This window comes from Streptomyces sp. GESEQ-35 (assembly GCF_017948485.1).
Classification (GTDB): Bacteria; Actinomycetota; Actinomycetes; order Streptomycetales; family Streptomycetaceae; genus Streptomyces.
In genome coordinates this window covers 68,366-95,116 of the sequence record NZ_JAFFSX010000012.1, presented here as the reverse complement: position 1 = coordinate 95,116, position 26,751 = coordinate 68,366, and the positions used below count along the sequence as shown (strand labels likewise).

General features: G+C 71.4%; 24 protein-coding genes. 8 read left to right on the top strand and 16 right to left on the bottom strand.

What is annotated here, in order from left to right; all coding sequences use genetic code 11:
* Positions 1 to 81 precede the first annotated feature (81 nt).
* From KCH87_RS23720 to KCH87_RS23710, 3 genes are all read right to left on the bottom strand, one after another.
* On the bottom strand, positions 82 to 858 hold the full coding sequence (locus KCH87_RS23720) for a hypothetical protein (protein WP_210588398.1): 777 nt from the start codon (positions 856 to 858) through the stop codon (positions 82 to 84).
* Between the two features lie 296 nt (positions 859 to 1,154).
* Positions 1,155 to 2,375 carry an acetyl-CoA C-acetyltransferase gene (locus KCH87_RS23715; protein ID WP_210588230.1) on the bottom strand — a complete coding sequence of 407 codons (1,221 nt, stop codon included), beginning with the start codon at positions 2,373 to 2,375 and terminating at the stop codon, positions 1,155 to 1,157.
* A gap of 135 nt (positions 2,376 to 2,510) precedes the next feature.
* The gene (locus tag KCH87_RS23710) at positions 2,511 to 3,530 is read right to left on the bottom strand and encodes an SGNH/GDSL hydrolase family protein (RefSeq protein ID WP_210588229.1); all 1,020 of its coding nucleotides are present in this window, start codon (positions 3,528 to 3,530) and stop codon (positions 2,511 to 2,513) included.
* Positions 3,531 to 3,692: 162 nt separating this feature from the next.
* Between KCH87_RS23710 and KCH87_RS23705 the strand changes: the two genes are divergently transcribed.
* On the top strand, positions 3,693 to 5,081 hold the full coding sequence (locus tag KCH87_RS23705) for a cystathionine beta-synthase (RefSeq protein WP_210588228.1): 1,389 nt from the start codon (positions 3,693 to 3,695) through the stop codon (positions 5,079 to 5,081).
* Between the two features lie 406 nt (positions 5,082 to 5,487).
* On the opposite strand, the gene KCH87_RS23700 is transcribed toward KCH87_RS23705, so the two are convergent.
* The 5 genes from KCH87_RS23700 to KCH87_RS23680 form a co-directional block, all read right to left on the bottom strand.
* Positions 5,488 to 5,919, bottom strand: coding sequence for a hypothetical protein (locus KCH87_RS23700; RefSeq protein ID WP_210588397.1), 432 nt, complete (start codon positions 5,917 to 5,919; stop codon positions 5,488 to 5,490).
* Positions 5,920 to 5,993: 74 nt separating this feature from the next.
* Positions 5,994 to 6,926 carry an ABC transporter substrate-binding protein gene (locus tag KCH87_RS23695; RefSeq protein WP_210588227.1) on the bottom strand — a complete coding sequence of 311 codons (933 nt, stop codon included), beginning with the start codon at positions 6,924 to 6,926 and terminating at the stop codon, positions 5,994 to 5,996.
* 11 nt (positions 6,927 to 6,937) lie between these two features.
* Entirely contained in the window at positions 6,938 to 7,600 is a 663-nt protein-coding gene (locus KCH87_RS23690) for an ABC transporter permease (protein ID WP_210588396.1), read from the bottom strand.
* Positions 7,600 to 8,241: an ABC transporter permease gene (locus tag KCH87_RS23685; protein WP_210588226.1), complete on the bottom strand. Its 642-nt coding sequence runs from the start codon at positions 8,239 to 8,241 to the stop codon at positions 7,600 to 7,602. Before KCH87_RS23685 ends, KCH87_RS23690 begins: the two co-directional genes overlap by 1 nt.
* Positions 8,238 to 9,272, bottom strand: coding sequence for an ABC transporter ATP-binding protein (locus tag KCH87_RS23680; protein WP_210588225.1), 1,035 nt, complete (start codon positions 9,270 to 9,272; stop codon positions 8,238 to 8,240). The genes KCH87_RS23685 and KCH87_RS23680 overlap by 4 nt, the downstream gene beginning before the upstream one ends.
* A 141-nt stretch (positions 9,273 to 9,413) precedes the next feature.
* Here KCH87_RS23680 and KCH87_RS23675 point away from each other — a divergent pair, with 141 nt between their 5' ends.
* The 3 genes from KCH87_RS23675 (at position 9,414) to KCH87_RS23665 (ending at position 12,443) form a co-directional block, all read left to right on the top strand.
* Positions 9,414 to 10,922 (top strand): aromatic amino acid ammonia-lyase, encoded by a 1,509-nt coding sequence (locus KCH87_RS23675; protein WP_210588224.1) that lies wholly within the window; start codon positions 9,414 to 9,416, stop codon positions 10,920 to 10,922.
* Positions 10,919 to 11,779: a MurR/RpiR family transcriptional regulator gene (locus tag KCH87_RS23670; RefSeq protein WP_210588223.1), complete on the top strand. Its 861-nt coding sequence runs from the start codon at positions 10,919 to 10,921 to the stop codon at positions 11,777 to 11,779. The genes KCH87_RS23675 and KCH87_RS23670 overlap by 4 nt, the downstream gene beginning before the upstream one ends.
* An 85-nt stretch (positions 11,780 to 11,864) precedes the next feature.
* Complete coding sequence (locus tag KCH87_RS23665; protein ID WP_308298893.1) at positions 11,865 to 12,443, top strand: hypothetical protein; 579 nt, start codon at positions 11,865 to 11,867, stop codon at positions 12,441 to 12,443.
* A 122-nt stretch (positions 12,444 to 12,565) separates the two neighbouring features.
* On the opposite strand, the gene KCH87_RS23660 is transcribed toward KCH87_RS23665, so the two are convergent.
* The 5 genes from KCH87_RS23660 to KCH87_RS23640 form a co-directional block, all read right to left on the bottom strand.
* A complete protein-coding gene (locus tag KCH87_RS23660) occupies positions 12,566 to 12,940 on the bottom strand; it encodes a hypothetical protein (protein WP_210588222.1) in 375 nt (124 codons plus the stop codon).
* A 13-nt stretch (positions 12,941 to 12,953) separates the two neighbouring features.
* Positions 12,954 to 13,439 (bottom strand): roadblock/LC7 domain-containing protein, encoded by a 486-nt coding sequence (locus KCH87_RS23655; protein ID WP_210588221.1) that lies wholly within the window; start codon positions 13,437 to 13,439, stop codon positions 12,954 to 12,956.
* 19 nt (positions 13,440 to 13,458) lie between these two features.
* Complete coding sequence (locus KCH87_RS23650; RefSeq protein WP_210588220.1) at positions 13,459 to 14,217, bottom strand: transcriptional regulator; 759 nt, start codon at positions 14,215 to 14,217, stop codon at positions 13,459 to 13,461.
* The gene (locus tag KCH87_RS23645; protein ID WP_210588219.1) at positions 14,214 to 14,606 is read right to left on the bottom strand and encodes a hypothetical protein; all 393 of its coding nucleotides are present in this window, start codon (positions 14,604 to 14,606) and stop codon (positions 14,214 to 14,216) included. The genes KCH87_RS23650 and KCH87_RS23645 overlap by 4 nt, the downstream gene beginning before the upstream one ends.
* A 168-nt stretch (positions 14,607 to 14,774) precedes the next feature.
* The gene (locus KCH87_RS23640; protein ID WP_210588218.1) at positions 14,775 to 16,154 is read right to left on the bottom strand and encodes a diaminopimelate decarboxylase; all 1,380 of its coding nucleotides are present in this window, start codon (positions 16,152 to 16,154) and stop codon (positions 14,775 to 14,777) included.
* A 170-nt stretch (positions 16,155 to 16,324) separates the two neighbouring features.
* On the opposite strand from KCH87_RS23640, the gene hutU reads away from it, so the two are divergent.
* From hutU to hutI, 4 genes are all read left to right on the top strand, one after another.
* Positions 16,325 to 17,989 carry a urocanate hydratase gene (gene hutU, locus KCH87_RS23635; protein WP_210588217.1) on the top strand — a complete coding sequence of 555 codons (1,665 nt, stop codon included), beginning with the start codon at positions 16,325 to 16,327 and terminating at the stop codon, positions 17,987 to 17,989.
* Between the two features lie 338 nt (positions 17,990 to 18,327).
* The gene (locus KCH87_RS23630; protein ID WP_210588216.1) at positions 18,328 to 19,530 is read left to right on the top strand and encodes an allantoate amidohydrolase; all 1,203 of its coding nucleotides are present in this window, start codon (positions 18,328 to 18,330) and stop codon (positions 19,528 to 19,530) included.
* Positions 19,527 to 20,888: a formimidoylglutamate deiminase gene (locus KCH87_RS23625; protein ID WP_210588215.1), complete on the top strand. Its 1,362-nt coding sequence runs from the start codon at positions 19,527 to 19,529 to the stop codon at positions 20,886 to 20,888. Before KCH87_RS23630 ends, KCH87_RS23625 begins: the two co-directional genes overlap by 4 nt.
* Before the next feature lie 32 nt (positions 20,889 to 20,920).
* Positions 20,921 to 22,096 carry an imidazolonepropionase gene (gene hutI, locus KCH87_RS23620; protein ID WP_210588214.1) on the top strand — a complete coding sequence of 392 codons (1,176 nt, stop codon included), beginning with the start codon at positions 20,921 to 20,923 and terminating at the stop codon, positions 22,094 to 22,096.
* Positions 22,097 to 22,111: 15 nt separating this feature from the next.
* Here the strand turns inward: hutI and KCH87_RS23615 are convergent, their stop codons facing one another.
* The 3 genes from KCH87_RS23615 to KCH87_RS23605 all read right to left on the bottom strand — a co-directional run bounded on the left by KCH87_RS23615 (position 22,112) and on the right by KCH87_RS23605 (position 26,731).
* Entirely contained in the window at positions 22,112 to 24,043 is a 1,932-nt protein-coding gene (locus KCH87_RS23615) for a DUF4157 domain-containing protein (protein WP_247196678.1), read from the bottom strand.
* A gap of 112 nt (positions 24,044 to 24,155) precedes the next feature.
* Positions 24,156 to 25,133: a DMT family transporter gene (locus KCH87_RS23610; protein WP_210588213.1), complete on the bottom strand. Its 978-nt coding sequence runs from the start codon at positions 25,131 to 25,133 to the stop codon at positions 24,156 to 24,158.
* Between the two features lie 101 nt (positions 25,134 to 25,234).
* Entirely contained in the window at positions 25,235 to 26,731 is a 1,497-nt protein-coding gene (locus tag KCH87_RS23605; protein WP_210588212.1) for a ricin-type beta-trefoil lectin domain protein, read from the bottom strand.
* Positions 26,732 to 26,751 lie beyond the last annotated feature (20 nt).

The following is a 26,751-nucleotide window of genomic DNA, read 5'->3' as shown; positions in this document are numbered from 1 at the left end:
CGGCTGCGGGTGTGTGGGGGCTTGTCGCGCAGTTCCCCGCGCCCCTGACGGGGCGCGTCCAGTCCTCCGGCGTCTTCAAAGCTAAAGGGACGCTATGACCCTGTCCGCCAGGATGTAGACCGTTTCTTCTCCGCACTCGAAGGTCAGGGTGTACGCGCCCGAGATGCCTGAGCCGCCGAGGAGGATCGGGGACTCGCCCTGGGTCAGGGCTGTTGCCAGGCGTTCTGCTGTTTCTCGGTGGCCCGGGGTCATGCACAAGGTCGTGCCGTCGGCGAAGACGTAGACGTCGAGGGTGCCGAGGGGGCCCGGGCGGACGTCGGTCAGCTCTATGCGGTCGGCGGCTAGTTCCTCAAGGGTGGACACCGTGCGTTCGTGGTCGTTGACGACCGGTGACTGGACCGGGACGAAGTCCGGGTGGGAGGGGTGGCGGCGGCGGGCCGCGGCCAGCTCGGGTGAGTCCCCGGCGTACTCGTCCGCGTCCGCGCCCGGCTCGGCGACCGGCTCGAGCGGCTCCAGGCCCGCGAAGTCGCTCTGGCGGGGCAGGAACAGCTCGCTGTCGGTCAGGCCGAGGAGCGTCGGCGCGTCGGTGTCCCGCGTCTCCTGGGCGGCCCAGAAGGCGCGAGCCTCGGCCAGCTCACGCTCGCGCTCCTCGGCGAGCGCCTCGGCCACGGCGGCGCGTATGTCATCGGCGTCGGCGGAGGGACGGGCGGCGGGCACGCGGGCGCGTGCGGCGGTCCGGCTCTCGGCCAGCTCGGTGTGCAGGGCCGCGACCTGTCGGCGGAGCACCATGAGGGTGCGCAGGACGGCGACGCCCACGGCGCCTGTGGCGACCGTGGTGAGCAGCAAGGCGATCGGCATGGCGCTCACTGACGTACTCCCGGTTCAAAGTCGACCCCCGACTTCCTACATCAGCTTGAAGGGAGGACTATCCCGCTGTCAGTGCGTAACGTCACGAAAGGGACAGGACTTTGGCCCTGATGTTTGGTGGTGAAACGGCTCTGAGCTGCGTAAATCCCTCTCTCGAGGGAGATAGGTCACATCCTGGGGGAGATTGGATCACAAATCGGCCCAGAACCCGGGTGGTTCCCGGGTTCCGGGCCTGAGGGTCACGCTGGGTCGTACGTCAACTACCGTACGGGATCAGGTGTACGGGCTCAGCTCAGGCGCTCGATGACCATCGCCATGCCCTGCCCGCCGCCTACGCACATCGTCTCCAGACCGAACTGCTTGTCGTGGAACTGGAGGGAATTGATGAGCGTGCCGGTGATGCGGGCGCCGGTCATGCCGAAGGGGTGGCCCACGGCGATGGCACCGCCGTTGACGTTCAGCTTGTCGATGTCGATGCCCAGGTCGCGGTAGGAGGGGATCACCTGCGCGGCGAACGCCTCGTTGATCTCGACCAGGTCGATGTCGTCGATGGTCAGGCCGGCGCGGCCCAGGGCCTGCTGCGAGGCCGCGACCGGGCCCAGGCCCATGATCTCGGGGGAGAGGCCGGAGACGCCGGTGGACACGATGCGGGCGAGCGGCGTGAGACCGAGCTCGCGGGCCTTGGTGTCGCTCATGATGACGACCGCGGCGGCGCCGTCGTTCAGGGGGCAGCAGTTGCCGGCCGTGACCAGGCCGTCGGGGCGGAAGACCGGCTTCAGGCCCGCCACGCCCTCCATGGTGACGCCGGCGCGGGGGCCGTCGTCCTTGGCGACGACCGTGCCGTCAGGGGTGGTGACCGGCGTGATCTCGCGCTCCCAGAAGCCGTTCTTGATGGCTTCCTCGGCGAGGTTCTGCGAGCGGACGCCGAACTCGTCCATGTCCTCGCGGGTGATGCCCTTGACGCGGGCGAGGTTCTCGGCGGTCTGGCCCATCGCGATGTAGGCGTCCGGGACGAGGCCGTCCTCGCGCGGGTCGTGCCAGGTCGTGCCCTCCTGCTGGGCGACGGCCGCGGTGCGAGCCTCGGCCTCCGCGAACAGCGGGTTGTGCGTGTCCGGGAGGCTGTCCGAGTTGCCCTTGGTGAAGCGGGAGACCAGCTCGACGCCGGCCGAGATGAAGACGTCGCCCTCGCCGGCCTTGATGGCGTGCAGGGCCATGCGGCTGGTCTGGAGGGACGAGGAGCAGTAGCGGGTGATCGTGCAGCCCGGGAGGTGGTCCATGCCCATCTGTACGGCGACGATGCGGCCGAGGTTGTTGCCCTGCTCGCCGCCGGGGAGGCCGCAGCCGAGCATCAGGTCGTCGATGTCCCTGGGGTCCAGCTCGGGGACCTTGGCGAGGGCGGCCTGGATGATCGTGGCGGTGAGGTCGTCGGGGCGCAGGTCCTTGAGCGAGCCCTTGAAGGCGCGGCCGATGGGGGAGCGGGCGGTCGAGACGATCACGGCTTCGGGCATGACGGCTCCATTGGCGTACAGGCGGATATTGGCAGGGCTGGTTTGGAAGTTACCCGTACGTATGAGCCAGGTCACGGGTGTGGGGGTGTGACTAGGGCCGCAATTTTCTAAGCGCTTGCTTTTTTGGTGTTCCGGCTAGGACGGCTGCGGTGCCGGATCCGTGGCCGTCACCCGGCGCCGCCGCCTCCGCTTCAGCAGCGCCCAGGGGCCGCGCGGCCCCGTCGGCATCGCTGCCGCTACCTCGGTGCCGGCCTCCGAGGCTGCCTCGGCCGCCGCCCTCGCCACCGGCAGGAAGCCCTCGCGGCGGGAGGCGTCCGGGCGCTCCTCCTCCGCAGGCCACAGACCGAGGGACGCGCAGACCGTCGGGAGTACGGCCATGGCCGCCGTTGCGTAGCCCTCCGCCGACGGGTGGTAGTGGTCCGGGCCGAAGAGTTCCCGCGGGTTGGCCGCGAACTCGGGGCCGAGCAGGTCGCCCAGCGACACCGTGCGGCCGCCCTGTTCGACGGTGCCGATCGTCTGGGCCGCCGCCAGCTGACGGGACGCCCGGCGGGCCAGCCAGCGCAGCGGCTGCTGGACCGGCTCGATCGTGCCCAGGTCGGGACAGGTGCCGACCACCACCTCCGCGCCGGCCGTGCGCAGCCGTCGTACCGCTGCCGAGAGATGACGCACCGAGCGCGTCGCCGGCATCCGGTTCGTCACGTCGTTCGCGCCGATCATGATCACGCAGACGTCGGGGGCGAGCGCGGGGTCCGCGAGAGCCAGCGCCACCTGGCGGTCCAGGTCGTCCGAGCGGGCCCCCGGCAGCGCCACGTTCCGCAGCTCCACCGGGCGCTCCGCCACCGCCGCGAGACCGGACGCCAGCAGGGCGCCCGGTGTCTGGCCGGCCCGGTGGACGCCCTGGCCGGAGGCCGTGGAGTCGCCCAGCAGCGCAAGGCGCAGGGGCGGTGCGTCAGGGGTGGTGTAGGCGTCGCCGTACCGGCCGTTCGCGTTCGGCGGGTGCGGCGCCGCGCCGTTGCCCACGTGACGCTTGGCCAACTGCACCTCCGCCAGCACCAGCCCCACGGCCGCGGCGCCGGCCAGTCCGATCCCGCCGCCTCCGTATGCCGCGCCGGCCGCGATTCGCCGGGCCACCCTCGCCCTCGACATGCTCGTCATGCGTCGCCGCCACCTCCCTCGTTGCCGTACATCCACTGCTTGCCCCGTACCGGGCGTCGCCCAATCTCAACGGGGAGTGAACGACCGCCGTGGGCCACGAACAGGTCATAGGCTGGCGGCACCAGTCACGACCACCCCTTTTGCAAGCATCCGGAGACAACGGTGCAATTCCACGACTCGATGATCAGTCTCGTCGGCAACACCCCGCTGCTGAGGCTCAACAACGTCACCAAGGGCATCAGGGCCACCGTCCTGGCCAAGGTGGAGTACTTCAACCCGGGCGGCTCCGTGAAGGACCGCATCGCGCTGCGCATGATCGAGGCCGCGGAGAAGAGCGGAGAACTTCAGCCGGGCGGCACCATTGTCGAGCCGACCAGCGGTAACACCGGTGTGGGGCTGGCGATCGTGGCCCAGCAGAAGGGGTACAAGTGCATCTTCGTGTGCCCCGACAAGGTGTCGACGGACAAGATCAACGTGTTGCGGGCCTACGGGGCGGAGGTCGTCGTATGCCCCACCGCCGTCGACCCTGAGCACCCCGACTCCTACTACAACGTCTCGGACCGGCTGGTGCGCGAGACGCCCGGAGCCTGGAAGCCCGACCAGTACTCCAACCCCAACAACCCCCTTTCGCACTATCACTCCACCGGCCCCGAGCTGTGGGAGCAGACGGAGGGGCGGATCACGCACTTCGTGGCCGGCGTGGGCACCGGCGGGACCATCTCCGGGACCGGGCGCTACCTGAAGGACGTCAGCGACGGCAAGGTGCAGGTCGTCGGCGCCGACCCCGAGGGGTCCGTGTACTCGGGCGGGTCCGGGCGGCCGTATCTCGTCGAGGGCGTCGGTGAGGACTTCTGGCCGACGGCGTACGACCGGACGGTCGCCGACGAGATCGTGCCGGTCTCCGACAAGGACTCCTTCCAGATGACCCGGCGGCTGGCCAAGGAGGAGGGGCTGCTGGTCGGCGGTTCGTGCGGTATGGCCGTCGTCGCGGCGCTGAAGGTCGCCGAGCGGCTCGGGCCGGACGACGTCGTGATCGTCCTGCTCCCCGACAGCGGACGCGGTTACCTCAGCAAGATCTTCAACGACGAGTGGATGGCCGACTACGGCTTCCTGGAGGACGCCGGACCCAGCGCCCGCGTCGCCGACGTGCTCGACGACAAGGAGCACGGCCACATCCCCTCCCTCGTCCACATGCACCCGGACGAGACGGTCGGCGAGGCCATCGAGGTGCTGCGCGAGTACGGCGTCTCGCAGATGCCGATCGTGAAGCCGGGCGCCGGTCATCCGGACGTGATGGCCGCCGAGGTGATCGGCTCCGTGGTCGAACGGGAGCTGCTCGACGCGCTGTTCACCAAGACGGCCTCGCTGGAGGACCCGCTGGAGAAGCACATGTCGCCGCCGCTGCCGCAGGTCGGCTCCGGCGAGCCGGTGGGGGACCTGATGGCCGTGCTGGGCAAGGCGGACGCGGCGATCGTCCTGGTCGAGGGCAAGCCGACCGGTGTCATCGGCAGGCAGGACCTGCTGGCCTTCCTCGCCAAGGGCAGTAAGTGACGGGAAACCTGCGGTGAACGACCCGTGTCGCTGGCGAACTTGCGGCGATCAACGGCCTTCGTGGACTTCGTGGAAGTGGTACGAGCGCGTCACGTCCGCGCAGCACCCGCTTAACACGGGTCCGGCACATTAGTGGGTGTCGGCAGGGCGGGAGCGGCTCCCCGCCCCGGCCGACACCAAAACGGCGTCAAGGACCTCCGGAGCGGCTCCCGGACCTCCATGGACGCCATGGACGCGCAAGCCCGGCCCTGACCCGGCCCGCGTCCCTCGCGGGGACCGCCGTCGTCCCGCCCCCCGGCAACGGGGGTGCGGCGGTCCCCGCGGAAGCTTTTTCGGGCCGGCTCAGGGCAGAAGAATCAACGTGAGTCGGCGCTCGCCCAACTCCCCCGTTGACCCGCCGGCCGGTTCACCCCTCCCAGTCGCTGTCCTGGGAGGACTTGCGGCGTCCGCGGAAGAGGCCGGGGTTGTTGCGGACGGCCTGGACCACGTTGACGCCGACGATGCCGGCCCAGGCGACGAGCAGACCCGGCAGGTCCGCGACGCCGCCGCCGATCCCCGACAGCGGGACCGCGAGGACCAGCGAGACGATGCCGAAGCCCCAGCGTTCGCCGAAGGAGTCGGAGTCGTTGGCCTTCGGCGACCGGGAGTCGCGGGCCACCACCATCTGCTGCTCGGCGAGCTGCCGGCGCACCCGGCGCTCCACCGCGCCGTCGATACGCTGGTCGACCTTCTCCAGGAACGAGTCGACCAGCGCGGACTCGTACTCCTCGCCCAGTTCCCTGCGGGCTTGCAGAGTGGCGTTGAGTTCCTTCTTGATCTCCGCGTCCCGCGCGTCCATTCCCGTCATGCGTTCCACGGTAGGTAGTGCGGGAGGGCGCTGCACTGGGGTTAGCCCCCCTGTTCGGGTTCGGGCTACTCGGTGAGCCCGTGCTGCTTCGCGTAGTCGTTCGCCACGTCCTCCGGGTCCTTCTTGTCCTTGTCCACCTGGCGGTTCAGCTCGGTGAGCTGGGCGGTGGTGAGGACGTTGCCGAGTTCGGCGAGGGCCTTGCGGACGGTGGAGTCGGCCTTGCGGTCGGCGATGAGGGGGACGACGTGCTGGCCGGGGATGAGGTTCTTGGGGTCGGTGAGGACCACCCAGTCGTTGGCCACGATGTCGGTGTCGGTGGTGAAGAGGTTCGCCACGTCCACGTCGCCCTTCTTGAGGGCGCCCTTGACCAGCGGGCCCGACGAGTCCAGTGACTTGAACTCCTTGAACTCCACCCCGTACACGTCCTTCAGGCCCACCGCGCCGACCTCGCGCTTCTTGACCTCGGGAGCGGCGCCGATGACCAGCTTGCCGTTCTCCTTCTTCAGGTCGGCGAGGGAGGTCAGGCCGTACTTCCTCGCGGTCTCCTGGGTGACCACGAAGGCGTCGGAGTCCTCGGCCATGCCGTACGGCAGGATCTGTAGGCCGGCGGGGAGCGCGATGGCGAGGGCGTTCTGCATCTCGCCCTCCTCCGTGGCCGTGGCCTTCGGGGCGAGGTAGTGCAGCAGGGCGCCCTGGTACTCGGGGAGGAGATCGATGTCGCCGCCCTTGAGCGCGGGGATGAGGATCTCGCGGGTGCCGAGGTTGGGGCGGACCTTCACCTCGACTCCGGCCGTGGTGAGCACGGCCGCATACAGGTAGCCCAGCACCTGGTTCTCGGTGAAGTTGGCGGTGCCGATGGTGATGCCGCCCTTGCTGGAGCCGCCGCCACCGCTGGTGGTGGATCCGCTGTCGAGGGAGGTGATGCCGCTGGAGCAGGCGGACAGGGCGGTGACGGAGCCTGCTGCGAACAGGCCGCCGAGGAGCGTACGACGATTCATTTGCGGGTTCCCTAGGCGGTGCGGTGGCGGAAGAGGAAGCGCTGGAGGCCGGAGAGCGCGAGGTCGAGGGCGATGGCGACCACGGCGACGAGGACCGCGCCGCCCATCACCTGCACGAGGTCGCGCTGGGCGAGGCCGTCGAAGACGTAGCGGCCCAGGCCGCCGAAGGAGACGTAGGCGGCGATGGTGGCCGTGGCGACGACCTGGATCAGCGCCAGGCGCAGGCCCGTCATGATCAGGGGGAGGGCGAGCGGGAGTTCCACCTGGAGGAGGACCTGGTGGCCGCGCATGCCCTGGCCGCGCGCCGCGTCCTTCACGTCCGGGTCGACGGCCGTCATGCCGGCGTAGGTGTTGGTGACGATCGCCGGGACCGCGAGGGCGACCAGGGCGACGTACACCGGCGTCATGGACAGGCCGCTGGAGAGGAAGACCAGCACGACCAGGCCGACGGTCGGCAGTGCGCGGCCGAAGGACGCGAGGTTGATCGCGACGAACGCGCCCTTGCCGGTGTGCCCGATCAGCAGGCCGAGCGGGAGGCCGATCGCGGCCGCTACGAGCGTGGCGATCAGCGAGTACTGGAGGTGCTCGGCGAGGCGGTGCCCGATGCCGTCCGGGCCGGCCCACTGCTCGCCGCTGACCAGCCAGCTGCCGAGGTTCTTGAAGAGTTCGTACATCAGGCTCGCCGCCTCTTCCACGGGGTCAGGGCGTACTGGACGGCGACCAGCAGCGCGTCCGCCACCACGGCGAGCAGCAGCGTGAGGACCACTCCTGCGATCACCGGGGTCGGGAAGTTGCGCTGGAAGCCGTCCGTGAACAGCTGGCCGAGGCCGCCGTCGCCGATGTAGGTCGCGACGGAGACCAGGGAGATCGACATGACGGTCGCGATCCGTACGCCCGCCATGATCACGGGGAGGGCGAGGGGGAGTTCGACCGTGAGGAGGGTTCGGAAGGGACGGGTGCCCATCGCCTTGGCCGCTTCCTTCGTCTTCGCCGGGACCGAGTCCAGGCCCTCGACCGTGTTCCGGAGGAGGACGACCAGGGTGTAGACGGTCAGGCCGATGACGGTCGTGGTGCGAGTCAGACCGCTGACCGGGAGCAGCAGGACGAAGATCGCGATCGACGGGATCGTGAACAGGACGTTCGAGAGGCCGAGCAGGAAGCCGCGCAGGGGGCGGATCCGGTGGGCCACGACGGCGAGGGGGAGCGAGATCAGCAGGCCGAAGAAGACCGCGCTCAGGGCCGCCTGGAGGTGGGAGACCGTCAGGGTGGTCAGGTCGTCGGTGTGGTCGGCTATCCACGACCAGTCGACGGTCATGCGGCCACTCGCGCTTCGGTGTGCGCGTTGCCCGCGTGCTCGTGGATGTCGTCGCGGGACGAGACGCCGGTGAGGACGCCCTCGGCGTCGACTCGGGCTATCAGACCGGTGGGTGAGGCGACGGACTCGTTGAGCGCGGACAGCAGGGAGTCGCTGTCCCCCAGCGGTCGTACGGGGATCTGGGCGTCCTCGGAGGTCCAGTGGAGGGGCTTGCGCGCGTCGTCGAGCACGAGCGTCCAGGTGCCGCCCTCCGGCGCCGGGCCCTGCGGGACCTCCGCGAGGGTCTTCAGCGAGAGCAGCTTCAGACCGCGCTCGGCGCCGAGGAAGTCGGACACGAAGTCGTCGGCGGGGCGGGCCAGCAGCTCGGCGGGGTTCGCGCACTGGACCAGGTGGCCGCCGGTGCGGAAGATCGCGATCTGGTCGCCGAGGCGTACGGCCTCGTCCACGTCGTGGGTGACGAAGACGATGGTCTTGCTCAACTCCTTCTGGAGCCGCAGCAGTTCGTCCTGGAGCTGGGTGCGGACCACCGGGTCGACCGCGCCGAACGGCTCGTCCATGAGCAGGACGGGCGGGTCGGCGGCGAGCGCGCGGGCCACGCCGACGCGCTGCTGCTGGCCGCCGGAGAGCTGGTGCGGGTACCGCTTGCCGGTGTCGGCGGCGAGGCCCACGGTCTCGAGGAGCCCGGCCGCGCGGGAGCGCGCCTTCCGGCGGCTCCAGCCGAGCAGGATCGGCACGGTGGCGATGTTGTCGAGCACCGTACGGTGCGGAAAGAGTCCGGACTGCTGGATGACGTACCCGATGGAGCGGCGCAGTTCGGCCGCGTCCTGCCGGGTGACGTCCTGGCCGCCGACCCGGATGGTGCCGGAGGTCGGCTCGACCATTCGGTTGATCATCCTGAGCGTGGTTGTCTTTCCGCAACCGGAGGATCCGACCAGCACGGTCACGCCGCCTTCCGGCATCTCCAGGGAGAGGTCGTTGACTGCTGTCGTGCCGTTCGGGAAGCGCTTGTGGACCGCGTCGAACTGGATCATGATGTGTCCCTTGCCCGGCTGTATAACGTCATGCAGAGTTCTTTGTGTCTGAATAGGTTGTCAATGCTCCGGGGTTAATCCGAGGTAACGGATGACCGGCAGGCAAGATCGAATGTCTGGATTGAGGGGAGTTTGGGCTTTATGTCGTCTCGGATCGTGGACACGCAGGACGCTGTGCATACCGGCCTGGTCGTCCTCGACGGTGTGGGGCTCGGCGTCGCGGACGTCGTGCGCCTCGCCGACGGTGCCGCGCGGCCGGTCCCCGGGACCGACGCCATGAAACGCGCCGAGGAGTCCTGGGACGCCGCCCGCCGGATCGCCGCGACCGGACGCGTCTACGGCCGGTCCACCGGCGTCGGCGCCAACCGGAACGAGGACATCCCCACCGAGGCCGCCGCCGGACACGGCCTCCGCCTGCTGCGCAGCCACGCCGGCGGCATCGGCGACGAGCTCCCGGCCCGGCAGGTCCGCGCCATGCTCGCCGTCCGCGCCAATCAGCTGCTGGCCGGCGGCTCGGGCCTGCGCCCCACCGTCGTCACGGCCCTGTGCGAGGCGTTGGAGAGCGGTGCGTATCCGGTCGTGAACGAGTTCGGCTCGGTCGGCACCGGTGACCTCGCCGCCCTCGCGCAGGCCGGGCTCGCGCTGGCGGGCGAGCACCCCTGGCGCGGCTCGGGGGCGCCCGAACCCCAGCCGCTCGACAACAACGACGCCCTCGCGCTCATCAGCAGCAACGCCCTCACTTTCGGCCAGGCCGCCCTCGCCCTGCACGAACTGCGCGGGCTGATCGGCGCCACCCAGGTCGTCGGCGCGCTGTCGCTGCTCGCCGTCGACGGTTCGTACGAGGCGTACGCCGCCCCCGTGCACGCCGCCCGCCCGCACCGGGGTTCCGCCGAAGTCGCCCGCCGGATGCGGGAGTTGCTCGGTGCGGCGGACCGGCCCACGCCTCCCCTCGGGCGGATCCAGGACCCGTACGGCTTCCGCTGTCTGCCCCAGATCCACGGGCCCGCGCAGGACGCGGCGGACGCCCTGGAGGAGGTGCTGAACGTCGAGATCAACGCCGCCGCCGAGAACCCGCTGATCTCCGCCGAGGACATGACCGCCTACCACCACGGCGGCTTCTACCAGGCCCAACTCGCCCTGTCCCTGGACCACTTCAGGCTCGCGCTCACCCAGGTGGCGAGGTTGTCCACCTCCCGCCTGTCCACCCTCAACGAGCCCGCCTACACCCGCCTCAAGCCCTTCCTCGCCGACAACGAACCCGCCTCCTCCGGCCTGATGATCCTCGAGTACGCCGCCGCGGCCGCCCTCGGTGACCTGCGGGCCTTCTCCGCGCCCGCGTCGCTCGGCCACGCTGTACTCTCCCGGGGCGTCGAGGAGCAGGCCAGTTTCGCTTCGCTCGCCGCCCGGCAGACACTGCGCGCGTGCGGCGCGTACCGTCTCGTCGTCGGCTGCGAACTCGTCGCCGCCGTACGGGCGTTGCGCCTGCGCGGCCTCAGGCCCGACCCTGAGCTGCCGGTCGGCAGGGCGCTGGAGCTGGCCGAGTCGGTGCTCGACGACGACCTGGCCGACCGGCCGCTCACGGACGACGTGACGGCCGCGGCCACACTGTTGGACCGGTTCACGGACATCTGGAGGGGGAGCGAGTCATGAGCTCGGACAGGAGTACGGGTGTGACCGACAGCCCGGCCGCACGGCTTCAGGCGCTCTTCGAGGGGCACCGGCTGACGCCGACCCAGCGGCGCATCGCGCACAGCATGGTGCGGAGCGCCGCCGACGTGCCGTTCCTGTCCAGCGTGGAGCTGGCCGAGCTGGCCGGGGTCAGCCAGCCGTCGGTGACCCGGTTCGCGGTCGCCCTCGGCTTCGACGGCTACCCCGCACTGCGCAAGCACCTGCGCGAGGTCGCGCCCACCGAACAGTCGGCGGCCTCGGCGTCGTACAACGAGTACCAGCAGGCCGTCGCGGCCGAGATCGAGAACCTGCGGCATCTGGCGGAGCTGCTCGCCGATCCGCGGCCGGTCGCGAGGGCGGGCAGGCTGCTGGCCGCGTCCCGGCCGCTTCCGGTGCTCGGGCTGCGGGCCGCGGCCTCCCAGGCGTACGGCTTCGCCTACTTCGCCGCCAAGGTCCATCCGGACGTCCGGCTGCTCAACGAGGGCGGCACGATGATCCACGACCGGATCGACGCGGCGGTCCGGGCCGGGGCCACGGCCCTGCTGTGCTTCGCGCTGCCCCGGCATCCGCGCGAGGTCGTGGACACCCTGGGCTATGCGAAGGAGGCCGGGCTGACGGTGGTCACGGTCGCCGACTCCGCCTTCGCGCCGGTCGCCAAGGCCTCCGACCTGCTGCTGCCCGCCGCCGTCGGCACGGGGCTCGCCTTCGACACGGCCTGCGCGCCGATGCTGCTCGGGCGGGTGCTGCTGGAGGCGATGTGCGACGACCTGCCGGACGCGCAGGCACGCCTGGAGGAGTTCGACGCGAAGGCGGCGGCGAAGGGGCTTTTCGTCGAGTGACGCGCCTCTCAGATTCGTCTCACGTTGTGCCACTAGCCTCCCGCTCCAACAAGGACTGTGTGCCGACACGACGAGGAGGCGGGACGTGTCTCGGGGAGGTCAGGGGCTGGCTCGGGTGGCCGTGGTCGTACGGGCCGGAGCGGCGCCGATGTGGTGGCTGGGTGTGTTCGCTGCGGGCATCGGGATGCTGGTGCCGGGGCTGACGGGACGCCGGATCGGCGTGCTCGCCGGGGCCGCGCTGTTCATCGTGGGGATGGCCGTGGTGGCCTGGGCCCGGCGCAAGCGGTACGTCGCACTCGCCCACTCGGCGGCCCGCGCCGGCAAGCACGACGTACTCCAGGACCGCGATGTGACGGTACGGAACTGGCGCCGCGGACACCGCTGGTGGCTGCTGCTCGCCTTCCTCGCCGCGCTGGGCAGCGCGTTCGCCGTGCCGGTCGCGGGCGGGGCGTTGCCGGCCGGGTGCGCGGTCGGGCTGTGGCTGAAGGCGGCGTGGCTCGGACGGCGTGAGCGGGCCGGGGAAGCGCTGCTGTGGGTGCGGGTCGACTGGCTCGCCGCGAACGGTGGCCGTCCCGCCGGCAAGACCGTGAAGGCCTACCGCAGCACCGGCATCGCGGCGGGCGACGCGGCCCCGGGTGGGGCGCGTCGCGCTGCGCTGGCTTGACCGGGAATTGCCGCGATGCGCCGTGGTCCGGTGCGGCGCCATCGTGGCTGGTCGCGCCCGCGCGGCGGAGCCGCATATTGATACAGCCCCGCGCCCCTAAGGGGCGCGGGGAATCGTACGACTCATACTTCGATGTCCTGCTCGATCTTCTTCAGCTGGTGGCGGGCCATCGCCAGGTTGGAGCGCTTGATGTCCAGGACCAGGTAGAGGAAGAGTCCGTTGCCGCTGCGGCCGCTGAGCAGCCGGATCAGGTGGTACTGGTCGGTCAGCGTGATCAGGATGTCCTCCAGTTGGCCCTTGAGCCCGAGGTGTTCCATCGTGCGCATCTTGGCCCGCACGACATCGGTGTTGCCGGCGGCGGCCACGCCCAGGTCGAAGTTCTTGCTGCCGCCCAGGGTGCCGAGCGCCATGCCGCTGGTGTAGTCGACGAGCGCGACTCCGGTCGCGCCTTCGATGGAGGTCAGGGCCTCTTTGAGCGCGGTCTCGGTGTTGGCCATGTCGGGGTTCCTCTCAACTTTCGGTGGTGGTGGGTGTGCTGCGGTTGGTGCGGGGGGTTCTGGTGCGCGTGGGGGGCTTGGCGGGGGCTCTGGCCGGGGCCTTGGCCTGCGACTGGGTCTTGGTCTGGGGCCGGGCGTCGACGAGCTCTCCGATACGGGTGGCCGAGCGACGGCCCTCCAGGTGGAGGCGGCCGACGCTCACGCCGTCCTCGGCGAGCAGCGTCAGTACGGCGGTGCGGCCCGCCGCATACGTCGCCACATAGCCCTGCACGCCGCGCACCAGCAGCTCGCGCAGCTCGCCCTGGCCGGTGACGTCCGTCATCCGTACGGCCACGCCCAGCGCGGCGGCGGTCAGGGCGGCGACGCTCTCCGGTTCGGAACCGGGGGTGTCCGCGGCGATGACGAGGCCGTCGACACTGGCGGCGAGGGCGCCGGTGAGCTGGGGGACGCGGGCTCTGAGCCGGTGGAGTTCGTCGACTATTGCGGGGTCGGCCGCCATCAGGGTTCTCCTCGGTCGGTCAAAGGGCCTCCAGCGCATCCCTGACCCTCTTCAGCAAGGCGATGTCGGGGTCGTGCGCCGGCAGCGGCTCGGCGGGCACGGAGACCCGGTCGCCGTATGCCCGCGCCAGTGCCGGCGCCGTGGTCACCAGCCCGGCCGCCGCCAACCGGCGTACGTCCACCAGCGTGTGGAACGCCGGGCGGCCCAGCTCCCGTGCGATGTCCGTCGCCGTCCGTGTGCCGTCCACCCGGGTCAGCACCGCTCTCTGCCGGGGTGTGACCCGTGGGGCATCGGCGGGATCGGCTCTGATGAGGGGATCGGCGTCCGTCGTGGGATCGGGCCAGATGGCGTCGAGGAGGTCGCGGCGGCGCAGGGTCTCCTGCTCCACGGCGGCCACCGGGACCGGGTGGCCGGAGCCGGGCGAGGGCTCGGCCTCGTAGCGGAAGCGGCCGGGTGCGCTGCTGGGGGACAGGGCGAAGTACGCGGCGTCGTACAGCGCGACGAGGTGGCAGATCTCCAGCGCGCCCTCGGCCAGGGCGTCGCCGGCCGCGCGGAGCACGTCGAGGCCGGGGGAGGACGGACTCTCGGCGTACACCACGCGGCCCTCGGCGAGGTGGAGCGTGCCGCGTTCGCGGACGAGGACGCCGGTGGCGCGCTCGTCTGCGAGGCGGCCGAGCATCGGCGACACTCCGCCCCACGCACGCCGGCCGGCCCCCGCCCGGTCCCGCACCGGCAGACGGGGCGGCGGCGTGGCAGGGGAGGTTCGGACCGTCGTCATCCCAGCACCAGCCGTCCGGCCATCTCGCCGAGCCGGATGCGGGCCAGCGCGAGGTTGCCCTCCGCGCGGGCCAGCCACAGATGCAGGAACACGCTGCTGTCGAAGGACGTCCACACGAACCGCAGCACGTGATAGCTGTCCCGGTTGCTGATGATCAGGTCCTCGACCGGGAGATCCGCCTCATCGGCGTCGTCGCCCGGCGCGAACGCCCGGTGTTCGGCGGCCAGTCGGGCGAGCTCGGCCGTCTCCGCGGCGGTCGTGTCCGGGTCGCCGCCGGGGGACTCGCCGACCGTGCCCAGGGCCAGGCCGCTGGTCCAGTCGACCAGGGCGGCGCCCCGGGCACCGGGCAGTCGCATGGCTTCCAGTAAGCACTCGTCGATTCCGGGCACCGTGGCTCCCCTCCTGCCTGGCGTTCGGCTGAGTGACGCCGAAACTACGCTCCGTGTGAGCGGCGGGTGAGGGTTCTGGCATTTTCCAGTGGAACATGCGCCGAGTGACTAAGGTGGGTCAACTGACCCGTTTTCCTCACCCGTTGAACTCCGGAACTGCCGGATGCGTCAAGGTCGCCCGGGCGTGCGGAGGGTGGTGAGGGCGGAAGCGTGCGCCCCTCCCGATTCGGCCACGATCTCGTCGAGGCTCTGCGGCTCCCGCACGGTCGCGAAGGCGACGCCCCCGGCCCCGTCCGGGGTGAAGCCGTAAATGCCCGGGCGGGCAAGGGAGTTGTAGGCGTAGTGGTGCGCGAAGTAGTACGCGCCCGTGTCCAGCGCCGCCGCATGGTCGCCCTGCTCCAGCAGGGGCAGCGCACGCCCCTCGGCGAGCAGGTCACCCGCGAAACAGGCCGGACCGGCCACGTCCTGCACCACCTCGGGCCCCTCCTTGGGCCGTCCCTTCCCGTCGTACGCCGCGATCCTGAGCGGCCACGACTGCGGCACGTACACCGTCCGCGTCGCCACCTGCACGCCCGCGTGCGTGACCGCGACCGGCCGCCCGCCCGCGCTCTTGGCGTATTCGACCCGCGCCACCACCGTCCCGTGCTTGGCCAGCAGCGACCGCCCGAACTCGGTGACCAGCCCGTACCGTCCGTCGAACAGCCCCGGCACCGCCTCCCGCAGCACCCGCGCGTACTGGGCGTACGTCGGCGTCGTCGCGTCCGACCCGAAGTTCACCGGCAGCCCGCCGCCGATGTCGATCGTGTCGATCTGCGGTCGCCCGAGCCGCCGGTTGATCTCCTCGGCCAGCGCGAACAGTTCCGCGGTGCCCTGCGCCATCAGCTCCAGGGGGATGCCCTGCGACCCGGTGTGCGCATGCAGCCGGGTCAGCCACGGGCGCACGGCATACGCCCGCACCACCCACTCCCGCGCCCCCTCGTCCCGCAGCGCCACGCCGAACTTCGAGGTCGCGGTGGCCGTGGACGTCGCCTCGATGGAGCCCCCGCCGACCTGCGGATTCACCCGGATCCCGATGGGCGAGCGGCTGATGGCGGACCGCATGAGCCCGTCGATGCGATCCAGCTCCTGCGGATTGTCCGCGTTGACGGCGATGCCCAGCGCCAGCGCCTCGCGTAGCTCGGCCGGGGTCTTCGCGGGCGAGTCGAGCACCGTCCGGGCCGGCGACAGTCCCGCCGCCCGCGCCAGCGCCAGCTCGCCCGGGCTCGCCACCTCCGCGCCGATGCCCTCGTCGCGCAGCAGCCGCAGTACCGGCACCAGCGGGGTCGCCTTCACCGCGAAGGCGTGCAGCACCGGCGTACCCGGCGCGACGACCGCGTCGAACGCCGCCCGCAGCTCGGCCGCCGACTCCCGGATGCCGGTGACGTCGAGAAGTCCCACGATGGGGGTGTCAGGGCCGAGCCACCCCTGCTCCACGGCCGCGCGGACCGCGTCGTCGCGGCGGCCGGTCCGATCGAGGCGGTTCTCGTGGTGGTCGGTGACGTTGTCCATGGCATCCCCCGGTCGTGTCGTTGCCTGCGTCCAGCCTGTGCTGTGCATCCAGCCAAACATCGGTGACCTACCAGTGCCGACGCAAGAATGTATTGACTAGTTCTATTCAGGAAGCCAGGATGTGAATAACGGCAGAAACAATGCGCAGTACATCCGCTAGGAGGCAGCCCATGTCAGGACCCCGCCCCGTACGAGCCCCGCGCGGTACGGAACTGAGCGCCCTGGGATGGCAGCAGGAGGCCGCCCTGCGGATGCTCCAGAACAACCTCGACCCCGAGGTCGCCGAGCACCCCGACAAGCTCGTCGTCTACGGCGGCACCGGCAAGGCCGCCCGTGACTGGCGCTCCTTCGACGCGATGGTCCGCACGCTGCGGACCCTCAAGCAGGACGAGACGATGCTGGTCCAGTCGGGCCGCCCGGTCGGCGTGATGCAGACCCATGAGTGGGCCCCGCGCGTCCTCATCGCCAACTCCAACCTCGTCGGCGACTGGGCCAACTGGGAGGAGTTCCGCCGCCTTGAGCAGCTCGGCCTGACCATGTACGGCCAGATGACCGCCGGCTCCTGGATCTACATCGGCACCCAGGGCATCCTCCAGGGCACCTACGAGACCTTCTCCGCCGTCGCCGCGAAGAAGTTCGGCGGGACGCTGGCGGGGACGATCACGCTGACCGCCGGCCTCGGTGGCATGGGCGGCGCCCAGCCCCTCGCCGTCACCATGAACGACGGCGTCGCCATCTGTATCGACGTTGACCCGCGCGCCATCGAGCGCCGGATCGAGCACCGCTACCTCGACGTACGCGCCGACTCCCTGGAGCACGCCCTCCAGCTGGCCGTCGAGGCCCGCGACGCCCGGCGCCCGCTCTCCATCGGCCTGCTCGGCAACGCGGCGGAGCTGCTGCCGCGCATGCTCGCCGAGAGCGCCCCCATCGACATCGTCACCGACCAGACCTCGGCCCACGACCCGCTGGCGTACCTGCCGCTGGGCGTCGACTTCGACGACATGGCGTCCTACGCGGCGAAGGACCCGGCCGGCTTCACCACCCGTGCGCGCGAGTCCATGGCCAGGCATGTCGAGGCCATGGTCGGCTTCATGGACGCCGGCGCGGAGGTCTTCGACTACGGCAACTCGATCCGTGGCGAGGCCCAACTCGCCGGGTACGAGCGGGCGTTCGCCTTCCCCGGCTTCGTCCCCGCCTACATCCGCCCCCTCTTCAGCGAGGGCAAGGGCCCCTTCCGCTGGGCGGCCCTGTCCGGCGAGGCCTCCGACATCCACAAGACCGACAAGGCGATCCTCGACCTCTTCCCGGAGAACGAGTCCCTGCACCGCTGGATCAAGCTGGCCGGTGAGCGCGTCCACTTCCAGGGTCTGCCGGCGCGTATCTGCTGGCTCGGGTACGGCGAGCGGGACAAGGCCGGTGAGCGGTTCAACGACATGGTGGCCAGCGGTGAGCTGGCGGCTCCGCTGGCGATCGGGCGGGATCACCTCGACTGTGGGTCCGTGGCGTCTCCGTACCGTGAGACCGAGGCCATGCTGGACGGCTCCGACGCGATTGCCGACTGGCCGTTGCTGAACGCGATGGTGAACGTGGCTTCGGGTGCGTCCTGGGTGTCCATTCACCATGGTGGTGGGGTCGGTATGGGGCGGTCGATTCATGCCGGGCAGGTCTCGGTCGCCGACGGCACGAAGCTTGCGGGTGAGAAGATCCGGCGTGTCCTCACCAACGACCCCGGGATGGGCGTCATCCGGCATGTGGATGCTGGGTACGACATTGCGGAGTCGGTCGCTGATGAGCGGGGTGTTCGGGTGCCTATGCGTGAAGGCGGCGACGCGTGACCCAGCGTTCTGGTGAGCCGAGCGGCAACGGTCCGGTGGGGGCTGAGGTCTCGCCGCCGTCTGCCGCTTCGGCTGTGCCCACCCGTTCCGCCCTGCGGAACGACTGCCCACAGCCTGGCGGTGCGTCCGCGCGGCCTGGCGGGTCCGCTGCGCGGCCTGGTGGGGCCTCCGCGCAGCCTGGTGGGGCCTCTGCGCAGCCTGTACGGAGTGACGGCTCGCAGCCTGTGCCGGCTGCCGGTGCGGGTGGCGGTGCCGGACGGCCCGGCGGGTCCGCGGCGCAGCCTGTGCCGACTGCGGGGACGGGTGGTAGCCCCCAGCCTGGCGGCTCCTTTCATGAGATGTGGCGTGAGCTGCTCCCCGTCGGTCGTCACTCCGGCTCCCGCGGCTACCGTCGCTTCGCCTGGACCGGTGCCGATGCGGAGTGTCGGGGGTGGTTCAAGGGGCAGGCAGAGGCTCGGGGTCTGAGGTACGAGCTCGATCGCAACGGCAATCAGTGGGCCTGGCTCGGGGACCCCGCCCGAGGGGATGCTGTCGTCACCGGGTCGCATCTTGACTCCGTGCCTGACGGGGGTGCCTTCGACGGGCCCCTCGGGGTCGTGTCCTCCTTCGCTGCTCTCGATGAACTCCGGGGCCGCGAGGTGCACTTCACCAAGCCGCTCGCCATCGTCAACTTCGGCGATGAGGAGGGTGCGCGGTTCGGGCTGGCCTGTGTCGGGTCGCGGCTGGCCGCGGGGCAGCTCAGCGTCGAGGAGGCGCATCGGCTGACCGATGGGGACGGGATCACGCTGCCGCGGGCCATGGAGGCCGCCGGGTACGACCCCGAGGCCATCGGGCCCGACCCGGAGCGGCTCGCGCGCATCGGGGCCTTCGTCGAGTTGCATGTCGAGCAGGGGCGGGCGCTCGACCTGTCCGGCGATCGTGTCGGTATCGCCAGTGCCATCTGGCCGCACGGGCGGTGGCGGTTCGACTTCCGGGGTGAGGCCAACCACGCGGGGACCACGCGGCTCGGGGACCGGCGTGACCCGATGCTGTCGTACGCCGAGACCGTGCTCGCGGCTCGCCGGGAAGCCCAACTCGCCGGCGCCGTCGCCACCTTCGGCAAGATTGCCGTCGAGCCCAACGGTGTGAATGCCATTCCCTCCTTGGTGCGCGGCTGGCTCGACTCCCGTGCCGCCGACCAACGGACCCTTGACACCGTGGTCAACGGCGTCGAGAAGGCCGCCCGCGAGTACGCGGCAGCCCACGGCATCGACCTCGACGTCGTCCGCGAGTCCTTCACGCCCGTCGTCGAGTTCGACCACGCCCTGCGCGACGAACTCGGCCGCATCCTCGGCAAGGACACCGACCTGAAGGTGCCCGTCCTCGGAACCGGCGCCGGACACGACGCCGGGATCCTCTCCGGGACCATCCCGACCGCCATGCTGTTCGTGCGCAACCCCACGGGCGTCTCGCACTCCCCGGCCGAGTTCGCGGCCGAGGACGACTGCATGGCCGGGGTGCTCGCACTCGCCGACGTACTGGAAGGGCTGGCCTGCACGTGACGCAGACGCAGACGCAGACGTACTGGCTGGAGCACGCCTGGCTCGACACCCACGTCGAGCCGGGCGTGGCGATCGAGGTGAGCGACGGGCGGATCACCGCCGTCCGGCAGGGCGTCGACACCCCGCCCCCCGGCGCCGAGATCCTCCGCGGACTCACCCTCCCCGGGCTCGCCAACGCCCACAGCCACGCCTTCCACCGAGCCCTGCGCGGCACCGTCCAGGTCGGCTCCGGGACCTTCTGGACCTGGCGCGAGGTCATGTACGCGTTCGCCGACCGGCTGACGCCCGACACCTACCACGCGCTGGCCCGTGCCGTGTACGCGGAGATGGCGCTGGCCGGCGTCACGTCCGTCGGTGAGTTCCACTACGTGCACCACGCCCACGACGGCACCCCCTACGCCGACCCCAACGCCATGGGCGAAGCCCTCATCGCGGCCGCCGCCGACGCCGGTATCCGCATCACCCTCCTCGACACCGCCTACCTTTCCTCCGCCATCCTGAACAAGCACAGCGGACAGCCGCCCAACACCCATCAGCTCCGCTTCTCCGACGGCACCGCGGACGCCTGGGCGGAACGCTGTTCAGTTCTCAAGGACCGGGATCACGCGCGGATCGGTGCGGCGATTCACTCCGTACGGGCCGTGCCCGCCGGCCAGTTGGCGACCGTGGCGCGATGGGCGGAGGAACGGCGGGCCCCGCTCCATGTGCACCTGTCCGAGCAGACCGCCGAGAACGACGCCTGCCGCGAGGCCCATGGCTGCACGCCCGCCCGACTCCTCGCCGAGCACGGTGTCCTCGGGCCGCGCACCACCGGCGTGCACAACACCCACCTCACCGACGAGGACATCGCGCTGCTCGGTGGCAGCGGCACCGGCACCTGTATGTGCCCGACCACCGAGCGGGACCTTGCCGACGGCATCGGACCGGCCGTCGCCCTCCAGCGCGCCGGCTCCCCGCTCTCCCTCGGCTCCGACAGTCACGCCGTCATCGACCTGCTCGAAGAGGCGCGTGCCATGGAGCTGAACGAGCGGCTGCGCACCCACACCCGCGGTCACTGGACGGCCGCCGCCCTGCTGCGCGCGGCCTCCGCCGACGGCCATGCCGCGCTCGGCTGGGACGACGCGGGCACCATCGAGACGGGCGCCCACGCCGACCTCACGACGATCGCGCTCGACTCGGTCAGAACCGCGGGGCCGCTGCCCAGGCTCGGCGCCGAGACGGCCGTATTCGCCGCGACGGCAGCGGACGTACGCCACACGATCGTCGGCGGGCGGCATGTCGTACGAGACGGAACGCATGCCCTTGTGCCGGATGTGCCGCAGGCCCTCGCCCAGGCTGTGGACGCCCTGCGCGCCTGACGCCCACCGAACCGAGCCCCCACGAGGACGCAATGAGCAGCAGCACCGTCATCACCAACATCGCCACGCTGGTCACCAACGACCCCTCCCTCGGTGACAGTTCTCCCCTCGGTCTGATCCAGGACGCGGCCGTCGTCATCGACGGCGACCGCGTCGCGTGGACCGGTGAATCAAGCAAAGCACCCGCCACTGACAATCGCGTCGACGCCGGCGGCCGGTCCGTCCTCCCCGGCTTCGTCGACTCCCACTCCCACCTCGTCTTCGCGGGCGACCGGACGCAGGAGTTCAACGCCCGTATGTCCGGCCGCTCCTACAGCGCGGGCGGCATCCGTACGACGGTCGCCGCCACCCGGGCCGCGAGCGACGAGGAACTCGAGGCGAACGTCACCCGTTATCTCGAAGAGGCCCTCCGCCAGGGCACCACCACCTTCGAGACCAAGTCGGGCTATGGCCTGACCGTCGAGGACGAGTCCCGCGCCCTGCGCATCGCCGCCGCGCACACGGACGAGGTCACCTACCTCGGCGCCCACATCGTCTCCCCGGACTACGCCGACGACCCGGCCGCCTATGTCGCCCTGGTCACCGGCGAGATGCTCGACGCCTGCGCCCCGTACGCCCGTTGGATCGACGTCTTCTGCGAGAAGGGCGCCTTCGACGGCGACCAGGCCCGCACGATCCTCACGGCGGGCAAGGCGAAGGGCCTGCACCCGCGCGTCCACGCCAACCAGCTGTCGTACGGCCCCGGAGTCCAGCTCGCCGTGGAACTCGACGCCGCCAGCGCCGACCACTGCACCCACCTCACGGACGCGGACGTCGACGCGCTCGCGGGCAGCGCCACCGTCGCGACCCTCCTCCCCGGTGCCGAGTTCTCGACGCGTGCCGAGTGGCCGAACGCCCGCCGTCTCCTGGACGCGGGCGCCACCGTCGCCCTCTCCACCGACTGCAACCCGGGCTCGTCGTTCACCTCGTCCGTCCCCTTCTGCATCGCGCTCGCGGTACGGGACATGGGGATGACGCCGGACGAGGCGGTCTGGTCGGCCACGGCGGGCGGCGCGGCGGCCCTCCGCCGCGACGACATCGGCCGCATCACTCCGGGCGCGCGGGCCGACCTCACCCTCCTCGACGCGCCGAGCCATGTGCACCTGGCCTACCGGCCCGGCGTGCCCCTGGTCACCGGTGTGTGGCGCAGGGGCGAGCGGCTGGTGTGAGGGCCGGGGCCGGCGTCACTCGGGACGGTCCGCCTTCGTCCGTACCGTCAGCGGGTTGACGAAGTCGCCCTGACCGGCGTTGTACTGCTTCTCGTGGAAACGCTGGCCGGCGCCTGATCCGTACATCCGGAAGAACCACTTGCTCTGCCAGGCCTCCTTGGCCATGCCCAGGGCCATGTACTCCGTCTGTGCCTTCGCGCGTGTCACCTTCGCGAGTTCCTGGATCATCTCCACGATCCGGTCGCTCTCGAACATGCCCTTGGGCGTCTTGCCCTCGCGGTTGAAGATGCCACTGGTCTTCTTCTTGTACGCGTCGAGCAGTTTGCCCTCCAGCTGGTGCAGTGCCTTCTGCGCCTGCTGGTCCCGTGTGTAGTTCTCCAACGTCACCCAGTCGTTGGCGTCGCCGCTGCGGGCGACGACTCCGGCGAAGTGGTAGTTCCAGACGTCCTCGCCCGTACGGTCCGTGGACGTCGCGCCCTCCGCGGCGGTCGCGTAGTCGATCTTCTTGTCGCTGCCGATCGACAGGGTGGCGAACGCCTCGCCCACCTCCGGCTGGGCGTAGTTGTTGACGCCCAACTGCTGTGCGGCGGTGTCGGCTTCACTGGGATGCTCGCGCAGCGCGGTGCCGTACTGCTCGGCCACGGAGGTGTCGGACCCGGGCGCCCCGCCCCCGGTCAGCTGGCGAACCGACTCCGCGATCCGCCCGGCGATCTCGGCGCCCTGGCTTTCGCTCCAGGGCGCGGTCTCGTTGGCGGAGGCACCCTGTAGCGAGATCTCCATCGCGTAGCTGCCGATCACCTTGCGCGCCACGTCGATGCACTGCACCTTGACCAGATCGGCGAACCCCGCGGCCCTGGCCTGCTCTTCCTGCCCGCTGACCACGGGCGTGACGCGCTGAAGCTCTCCGCCCGCGGTCCGGATCGCACCCCCGGACTGCACCAGGGTGTAGGCGCTGCCGCGCGCCTCCAGGTCCGCGACCGACCGATTGAACACCGCCGAGGACGCGTAGAACTCCTTGGGCTCGCGCTCCGTGTCGTGGACGGCGAGCGTGCCGTCGTTCGAGATCAGCAGGGAGACGTCACCGGGATGGTGCGCGCGGACGTCCAGGTGGTCGACCTCGGCGCCGATCAGCTTGTTGGGCGACTTGCCCGGACGCAGCACGGCGTCGGGCCCCTGCGTCACGAAGTGGTCGACTGCCTTCTCCCGGCCCTCGACGTCCGTGCCCTCACCCACCAGACCGTTGAAGCCGCCGGACGCGTACCGCTGCACGGCCGGGAGCGCGGCGGTTGCGCCGCCCGCCGACGGCTCCTCGGAGAGCGCCCGTTGGACGTCCGGTACCGGTCCTGCCAGCGCACGGGACGCGTTCGCCTCGGCCGCCCGCTCGAACCGGTCCGCCGGGTCGCTGACGGCGAGCCCGTTTCCGTGGTCGGTGCCGGCGACGGGACCCTGCCGCTGCTGGATGACGTGCGTGAGTTCGTGGGCGAGGGTGTGCTTGTCCGCGCCGCCGTCGCCGACGACGATGTGGCTGCCGGAGGTGTACGCACGGGCCCCGATCTCCCTCGCGGAGGAACGGGCCGCGTGGTCGGTGTGGAGGCGCACGTCGGAGAAGTCGGCGCCGAGGCGGGCCTCCATCTCGCTGCGGACGGTGTTGTCGAGCGGGCGGCCGGACCCACGCAGGACGTCGTGGACGGCGGACCGCTGCACGGCCGGCTGATGCCCGCAGTCCGGACCGTGCTGATGCTGCTCCGCGCCGTTGCCGAGTCCGTGCCCGGCTCTGTGGAGCATCTGCACGACAGCGGCGTTCCCGGCACTGCGCTGCCGGCCGAGAAGCTCTGCCGAGGGCGCGCCGAGTGCCCGCCCGAAGGACGAGGTGCCGGCCGGCTGAGGGGTACGTCGCGACACCACCGGCTGCTTCTTCGGCATGTCGTCTCGACGGTGGGCGTGCATGAATCTCCTTGGCGTCCGGGGAGCGCTCCAGCCACATCTACGGCGCTGTGGCCGGCCGGGCAAGGGCCCTGAGGGCAGAGAAGCTGCACGGTCCACCGCCCTTTCGTGCCGGTCAGTCGCCCACCGGGGTGGCGGTGGCAGCCGGGCTCGTCACCGCAGCGGACCCCTCCACGACGGCCGTGCTCTTCCGCTCCCCCCGATCGGCCGCCGCCCGCCCCCAGGCCGTGCCCACGAGGACCAGCACCGCGCCCACCAGGCCCAGCCACCCCGGCCGGTCCCCGGCCAGGGCGATACCCACGGCCGCCGCCCACACCGGCTCCGTGCCGAGCAGCAGGCTGACCCGGGACGGCGAGGTACGCCGTACCGCCCACATCTGCACGAAGAACGCGAACAGCGTGCAGAACACGGACAGATACAGCAGCCACAGCCAGTCCCCGGCACCGAAGCCGGCCGCGGCCGCCCACGGCGACGCACCCGTCCCCGGCACCGCGAAGAGCACGCAGAACACCAGCACCGCGCCGCCCAGCTGGACCGTGGTCAGCGACAGGGCGTCGGCGCCGCGCACGGAGTCCATGCGGGCCATGGCGAGCACATGCACGGTACGGACGACGGCGGCCCCCAGCATCAGCAGATCACCCACGGACGGGGCGGTGAACCCGGCGCCCTGCGTGAGCAGGCCCACACCGAGCACCGACACCGCCGCGGCCGCAATGAAGGGACCCGGCAGCCGGACACCGCGCACCCGGCTCTCCGCGAGCGGCGTGAACACCATGGTGAGGCTGATGATCAGCCCCGCGTTCGTCGCCGAGGTGTGCACCACGCCGTACGTCTCCAGCAGGAAGATCCCGGCGAGGATCAGCCCCAGCAGCCCCGCGCCGCGTATCTGGGCGGTGCCGAGCGCGCGCAGCCGCCGCCACCCCGTCACCACGAGCACGGGCAGGACCACGGCGAACCGCAGCACCAGCACGGCCAGCACGGTCTGCGCCGTCGTGACTTCCTTGGCGGCGAGGTAGCTGGAGCCCCACACCACCGCGACCAGCAGGACGGGAAGATCGGCCAGCCGGCCGAGGCGGGCCGCGGTGCTGCTCATGGATGCTCCTCCTGGTGCCCGGCGGATCATGGTGCGAAGCGGAGGGGCAGCGTAGCCATGAGCAGGTCAGCGCCGGTATCGGCGATCACCATTCGGTCGGTTCACCGCGCCCCCGCCCGCCAGCGCTGCTCCGCACCCCCGCTCACCGCCACCAGCGCCAGGCCGTCGCCCCCGTCCGGGGTCACCGCCGTCCCGACCGCGATCGCCGGACGGATCACCCCGTCACCGCCCACCGCGAATTCCAGGTTCTGCCCGTTGCTCCCGTCCACGGAATCGCACTCCCAGATGCCGACGCCCTTGTCGGTGGCACCCCGGCTGTCCAGGCAGTAGTCGGGGTCGGCGGACGACTGGACGACACCCCGTCCCGCGTCCACCCGCCAGCGCTGCGTACCGGACGCACCGCACGGCGCCGTCACGACGTCCGTGCCCTTCTCCAGCACCCCGTCGCGAATGTCGAGGCACAGGCCCGACGCCGCGTTCACGACCTGGGCGTACGTGCCGCCCGGCGGGCGATGGGCCGGTGCGGGGGACGGGGATGTCGGCGGCTTCGAACTCGGGGAGGGAGACGGCGACTTGGAGGTCACCGACGGGGAAGGGGACGCGGACGGGCGCACCGGGACCGTCGCCGTGACCGTCACCGGTGGCGGACTCGGCGGCGTGGTGACCGACGCCGCGGCGCCCTCGGACGCCGGGTCGCCCGGCGCCAGCAGATAGACCAGCAGCGGCACCAGAGCCACACCCAGCGCGGCCGAGGCCAGCACGAGGCGGCGGGACTGCGGCCACGAGCCCGTAGCCGTGCGGACGGTGCTCTTCGGCTCGCTCGCCTCGCCCATGACGTACGCCGTCCCCGCCCACGGCAGCAGCCCCTCCGCCAGCGCGGTCCGCGGGGTGTCACGCAGCGCCGACAGTTCCTCGTACGCCGCCGTGCAGTGCGGGCAGTGGGCCATGTGGGCGTGCAGGTCGGCGCTGTCCCGCGGGTTGTCCGGCCGTACCGCCTTCTCGATGAGACGCCGGAAGTCCCCGCAGCGCGGGTCGTCCGAGGCGGCGAGTCGGGTGCGCAGACAGGCCTGGGCCAGTTGCTGGAGTGCGGTGGCCATGCCGTACGTCACGTCGGCCCGGGTGAGGCCGAGCAGCGCGGCCGTGCGGTCGTCGGGCTCGCGCTCGACCACCGCGTACCAGATCAGGCCCTGCGTGCGGGAGGGGAGCGTCTGGAACGCCGGCAGCATCGAGGGGACCGGGGCCGCCGTGTTCAGCACCAGCAGCAGGCCCGCGTCCAGCCCCGCCGACCGCTCGTCCCGGGCCCAGGAGGCGGCCACCTGCCCTGCCAGCAGCAGGAGTTGATGCCGCCAGGGCACGCTCGGATCGGTGCCGCGGGCCGTCTCCCGGGCGGCCAGGGTGAAGGCCTGGGCGGCCAGCTGGCGGGCCGTCGAGTCGCTCGTCGTGCACAGGCGGGCGTAGGCGAGGACCGACGGTCGGTGGCGTTCGCGGAGTTCGTGCAGCGCCGGGTACGCGGTCGGGGTGTCGGCGCGCAGCAGCTCGGTCAGCCGCGCGTCGGACGCCCCGGAGTGCATGCCGTCTCCCGTCCCGCCCTGTGCCATCCCCGGCCTCCTCGCCCCCG

What these genes read in the sequence shown, in the direction of transcription:
- KCH87_RS23720 (WP_210588398.1), bottom strand. Translation starts at nt 858, where the DNA reads ATGCCGATCGCCTTGCTGCTCACCACGGTCGCCACAGGCGCCGTGGGC.
- KCH87_RS23715 (WP_210588230.1), bottom strand. Translation starts at nt 2,375, where the DNA reads ATGCCCGAAGCCGTGATCGTCTCGACCGCCCGCTCCCCCATCGGCCGC.
- KCH87_RS23710 (WP_210588229.1), bottom strand. Translation starts at nt 3,530, where the DNA reads ATGACGAGCATGTCGAGGGCGAGGGTGGCCCGGCGAATCGCGGCCGGC.
- KCH87_RS23700 (WP_210588397.1), bottom strand. Translation starts at nt 5,919, where the DNA reads ATGGACGCGCGGGACGCGGAGATCAAGAAGGAACTCAACGCCACTCTG.
- KCH87_RS23695 (WP_210588227.1), bottom strand. Translation starts at nt 6,926, where the DNA reads ATGAATCGTCGTACGCTCCTCGGCGGCCTGTTCGCAGCAGGCTCCGTC.
- KCH87_RS23690 (WP_210588396.1), bottom strand. Translation starts at nt 7,600, where the DNA reads ATGTACGAACTCTTCAAGAACCTCGGCAGCTGGCTGGTCAGCGGCGAG.
- KCH87_RS23685 (WP_210588226.1), bottom strand. Translation starts at nt 8,241, where the DNA reads ATGACCGTCGACTGGTCGTGGATAGCCGACCACACCGACGACCTGACC.
- KCH87_RS23680 (WP_210588225.1), bottom strand. Translation starts at nt 9,272, where the DNA reads ATGATCCAGTTCGACGCGGTCCACAAGCGCTTCCCGAACGGCACGACA.
- KCH87_RS23675 (WP_210588224.1), top strand. Translation starts at nt 9,414, where the DNA reads ATGTCGTCTCGGATCGTGGACACGCAGGACGCTGTGCATACCGGCCTG.
- KCH87_RS23670 (WP_210588223.1), top strand. Translation starts at nt 10,919, where the DNA reads ATGAGCTCGGACAGGAGTACGGGTGTGACCGACAGCCCGGCCGCACGG.
- KCH87_RS23660 (WP_210588222.1), bottom strand. Translation starts at nt 12,940, where the DNA reads ATGGCCAACACCGAGACCGCGCTCAAAGAGGCCCTGACCTCCATCGAA.
- KCH87_RS23655 (WP_210588221.1), bottom strand. Translation starts at nt 13,439, where the DNA reads ATGGCGGCCGACCCCGCAATAGTCGACGAACTCCACCGGCTCAGAGCC.
- KCH87_RS23650 (WP_210588220.1), bottom strand. Translation starts at nt 14,217, where the DNA reads ATGACGACGGTCCGAACCTCCCCTGCCACGCCGCCGCCCCGTCTGCCG.
- KCH87_RS23640 (WP_210588218.1), bottom strand. Translation starts at nt 16,154, where the DNA reads ATGGACAACGTCACCGACCACCACGAGAACCGCCTCGATCGGACCGGC.
- hutU (WP_210588217.1), top strand. Translation starts at nt 16,325, where the DNA reads ATGTCAGGACCCCGCCCCGTACGAGCCCCGCGCGGTACGGAACTGAGC.
- KCH87_RS23630 (WP_210588216.1), top strand. Translation starts at nt 18,328, where the DNA reads ATGTGGCGTGAGCTGCTCCCCGTCGGTCGTCACTCCGGCTCCCGCGGC.
- hutI (WP_210588214.1), top strand. Translation starts at nt 20,921, where the DNA reads ATGAGCAGCAGCACCGTCATCACCAACATCGCCACGCTGGTCACCAAC.
- KCH87_RS23615 (WP_247196678.1), bottom strand. Translation starts at nt 24,043, where the DNA reads ATGCACGCCCACCGTCGAGACGACATGCCGAAGAAGCAGCCGGTGGTG.
- KCH87_RS23610 (WP_210588213.1), bottom strand. Translation starts at nt 25,133, where the DNA reads ATGAGCAGCACCGCGGCCCGCCTCGGCCGGCTGGCCGATCTTCCCGTC.
- KCH87_RS23605 (WP_210588212.1), bottom strand. Translation starts at nt 26,731, where the DNA reads ATGGCACAGGGCGGGACGGGAGACGGCATGCACTCCGGGGCGTCCGAC.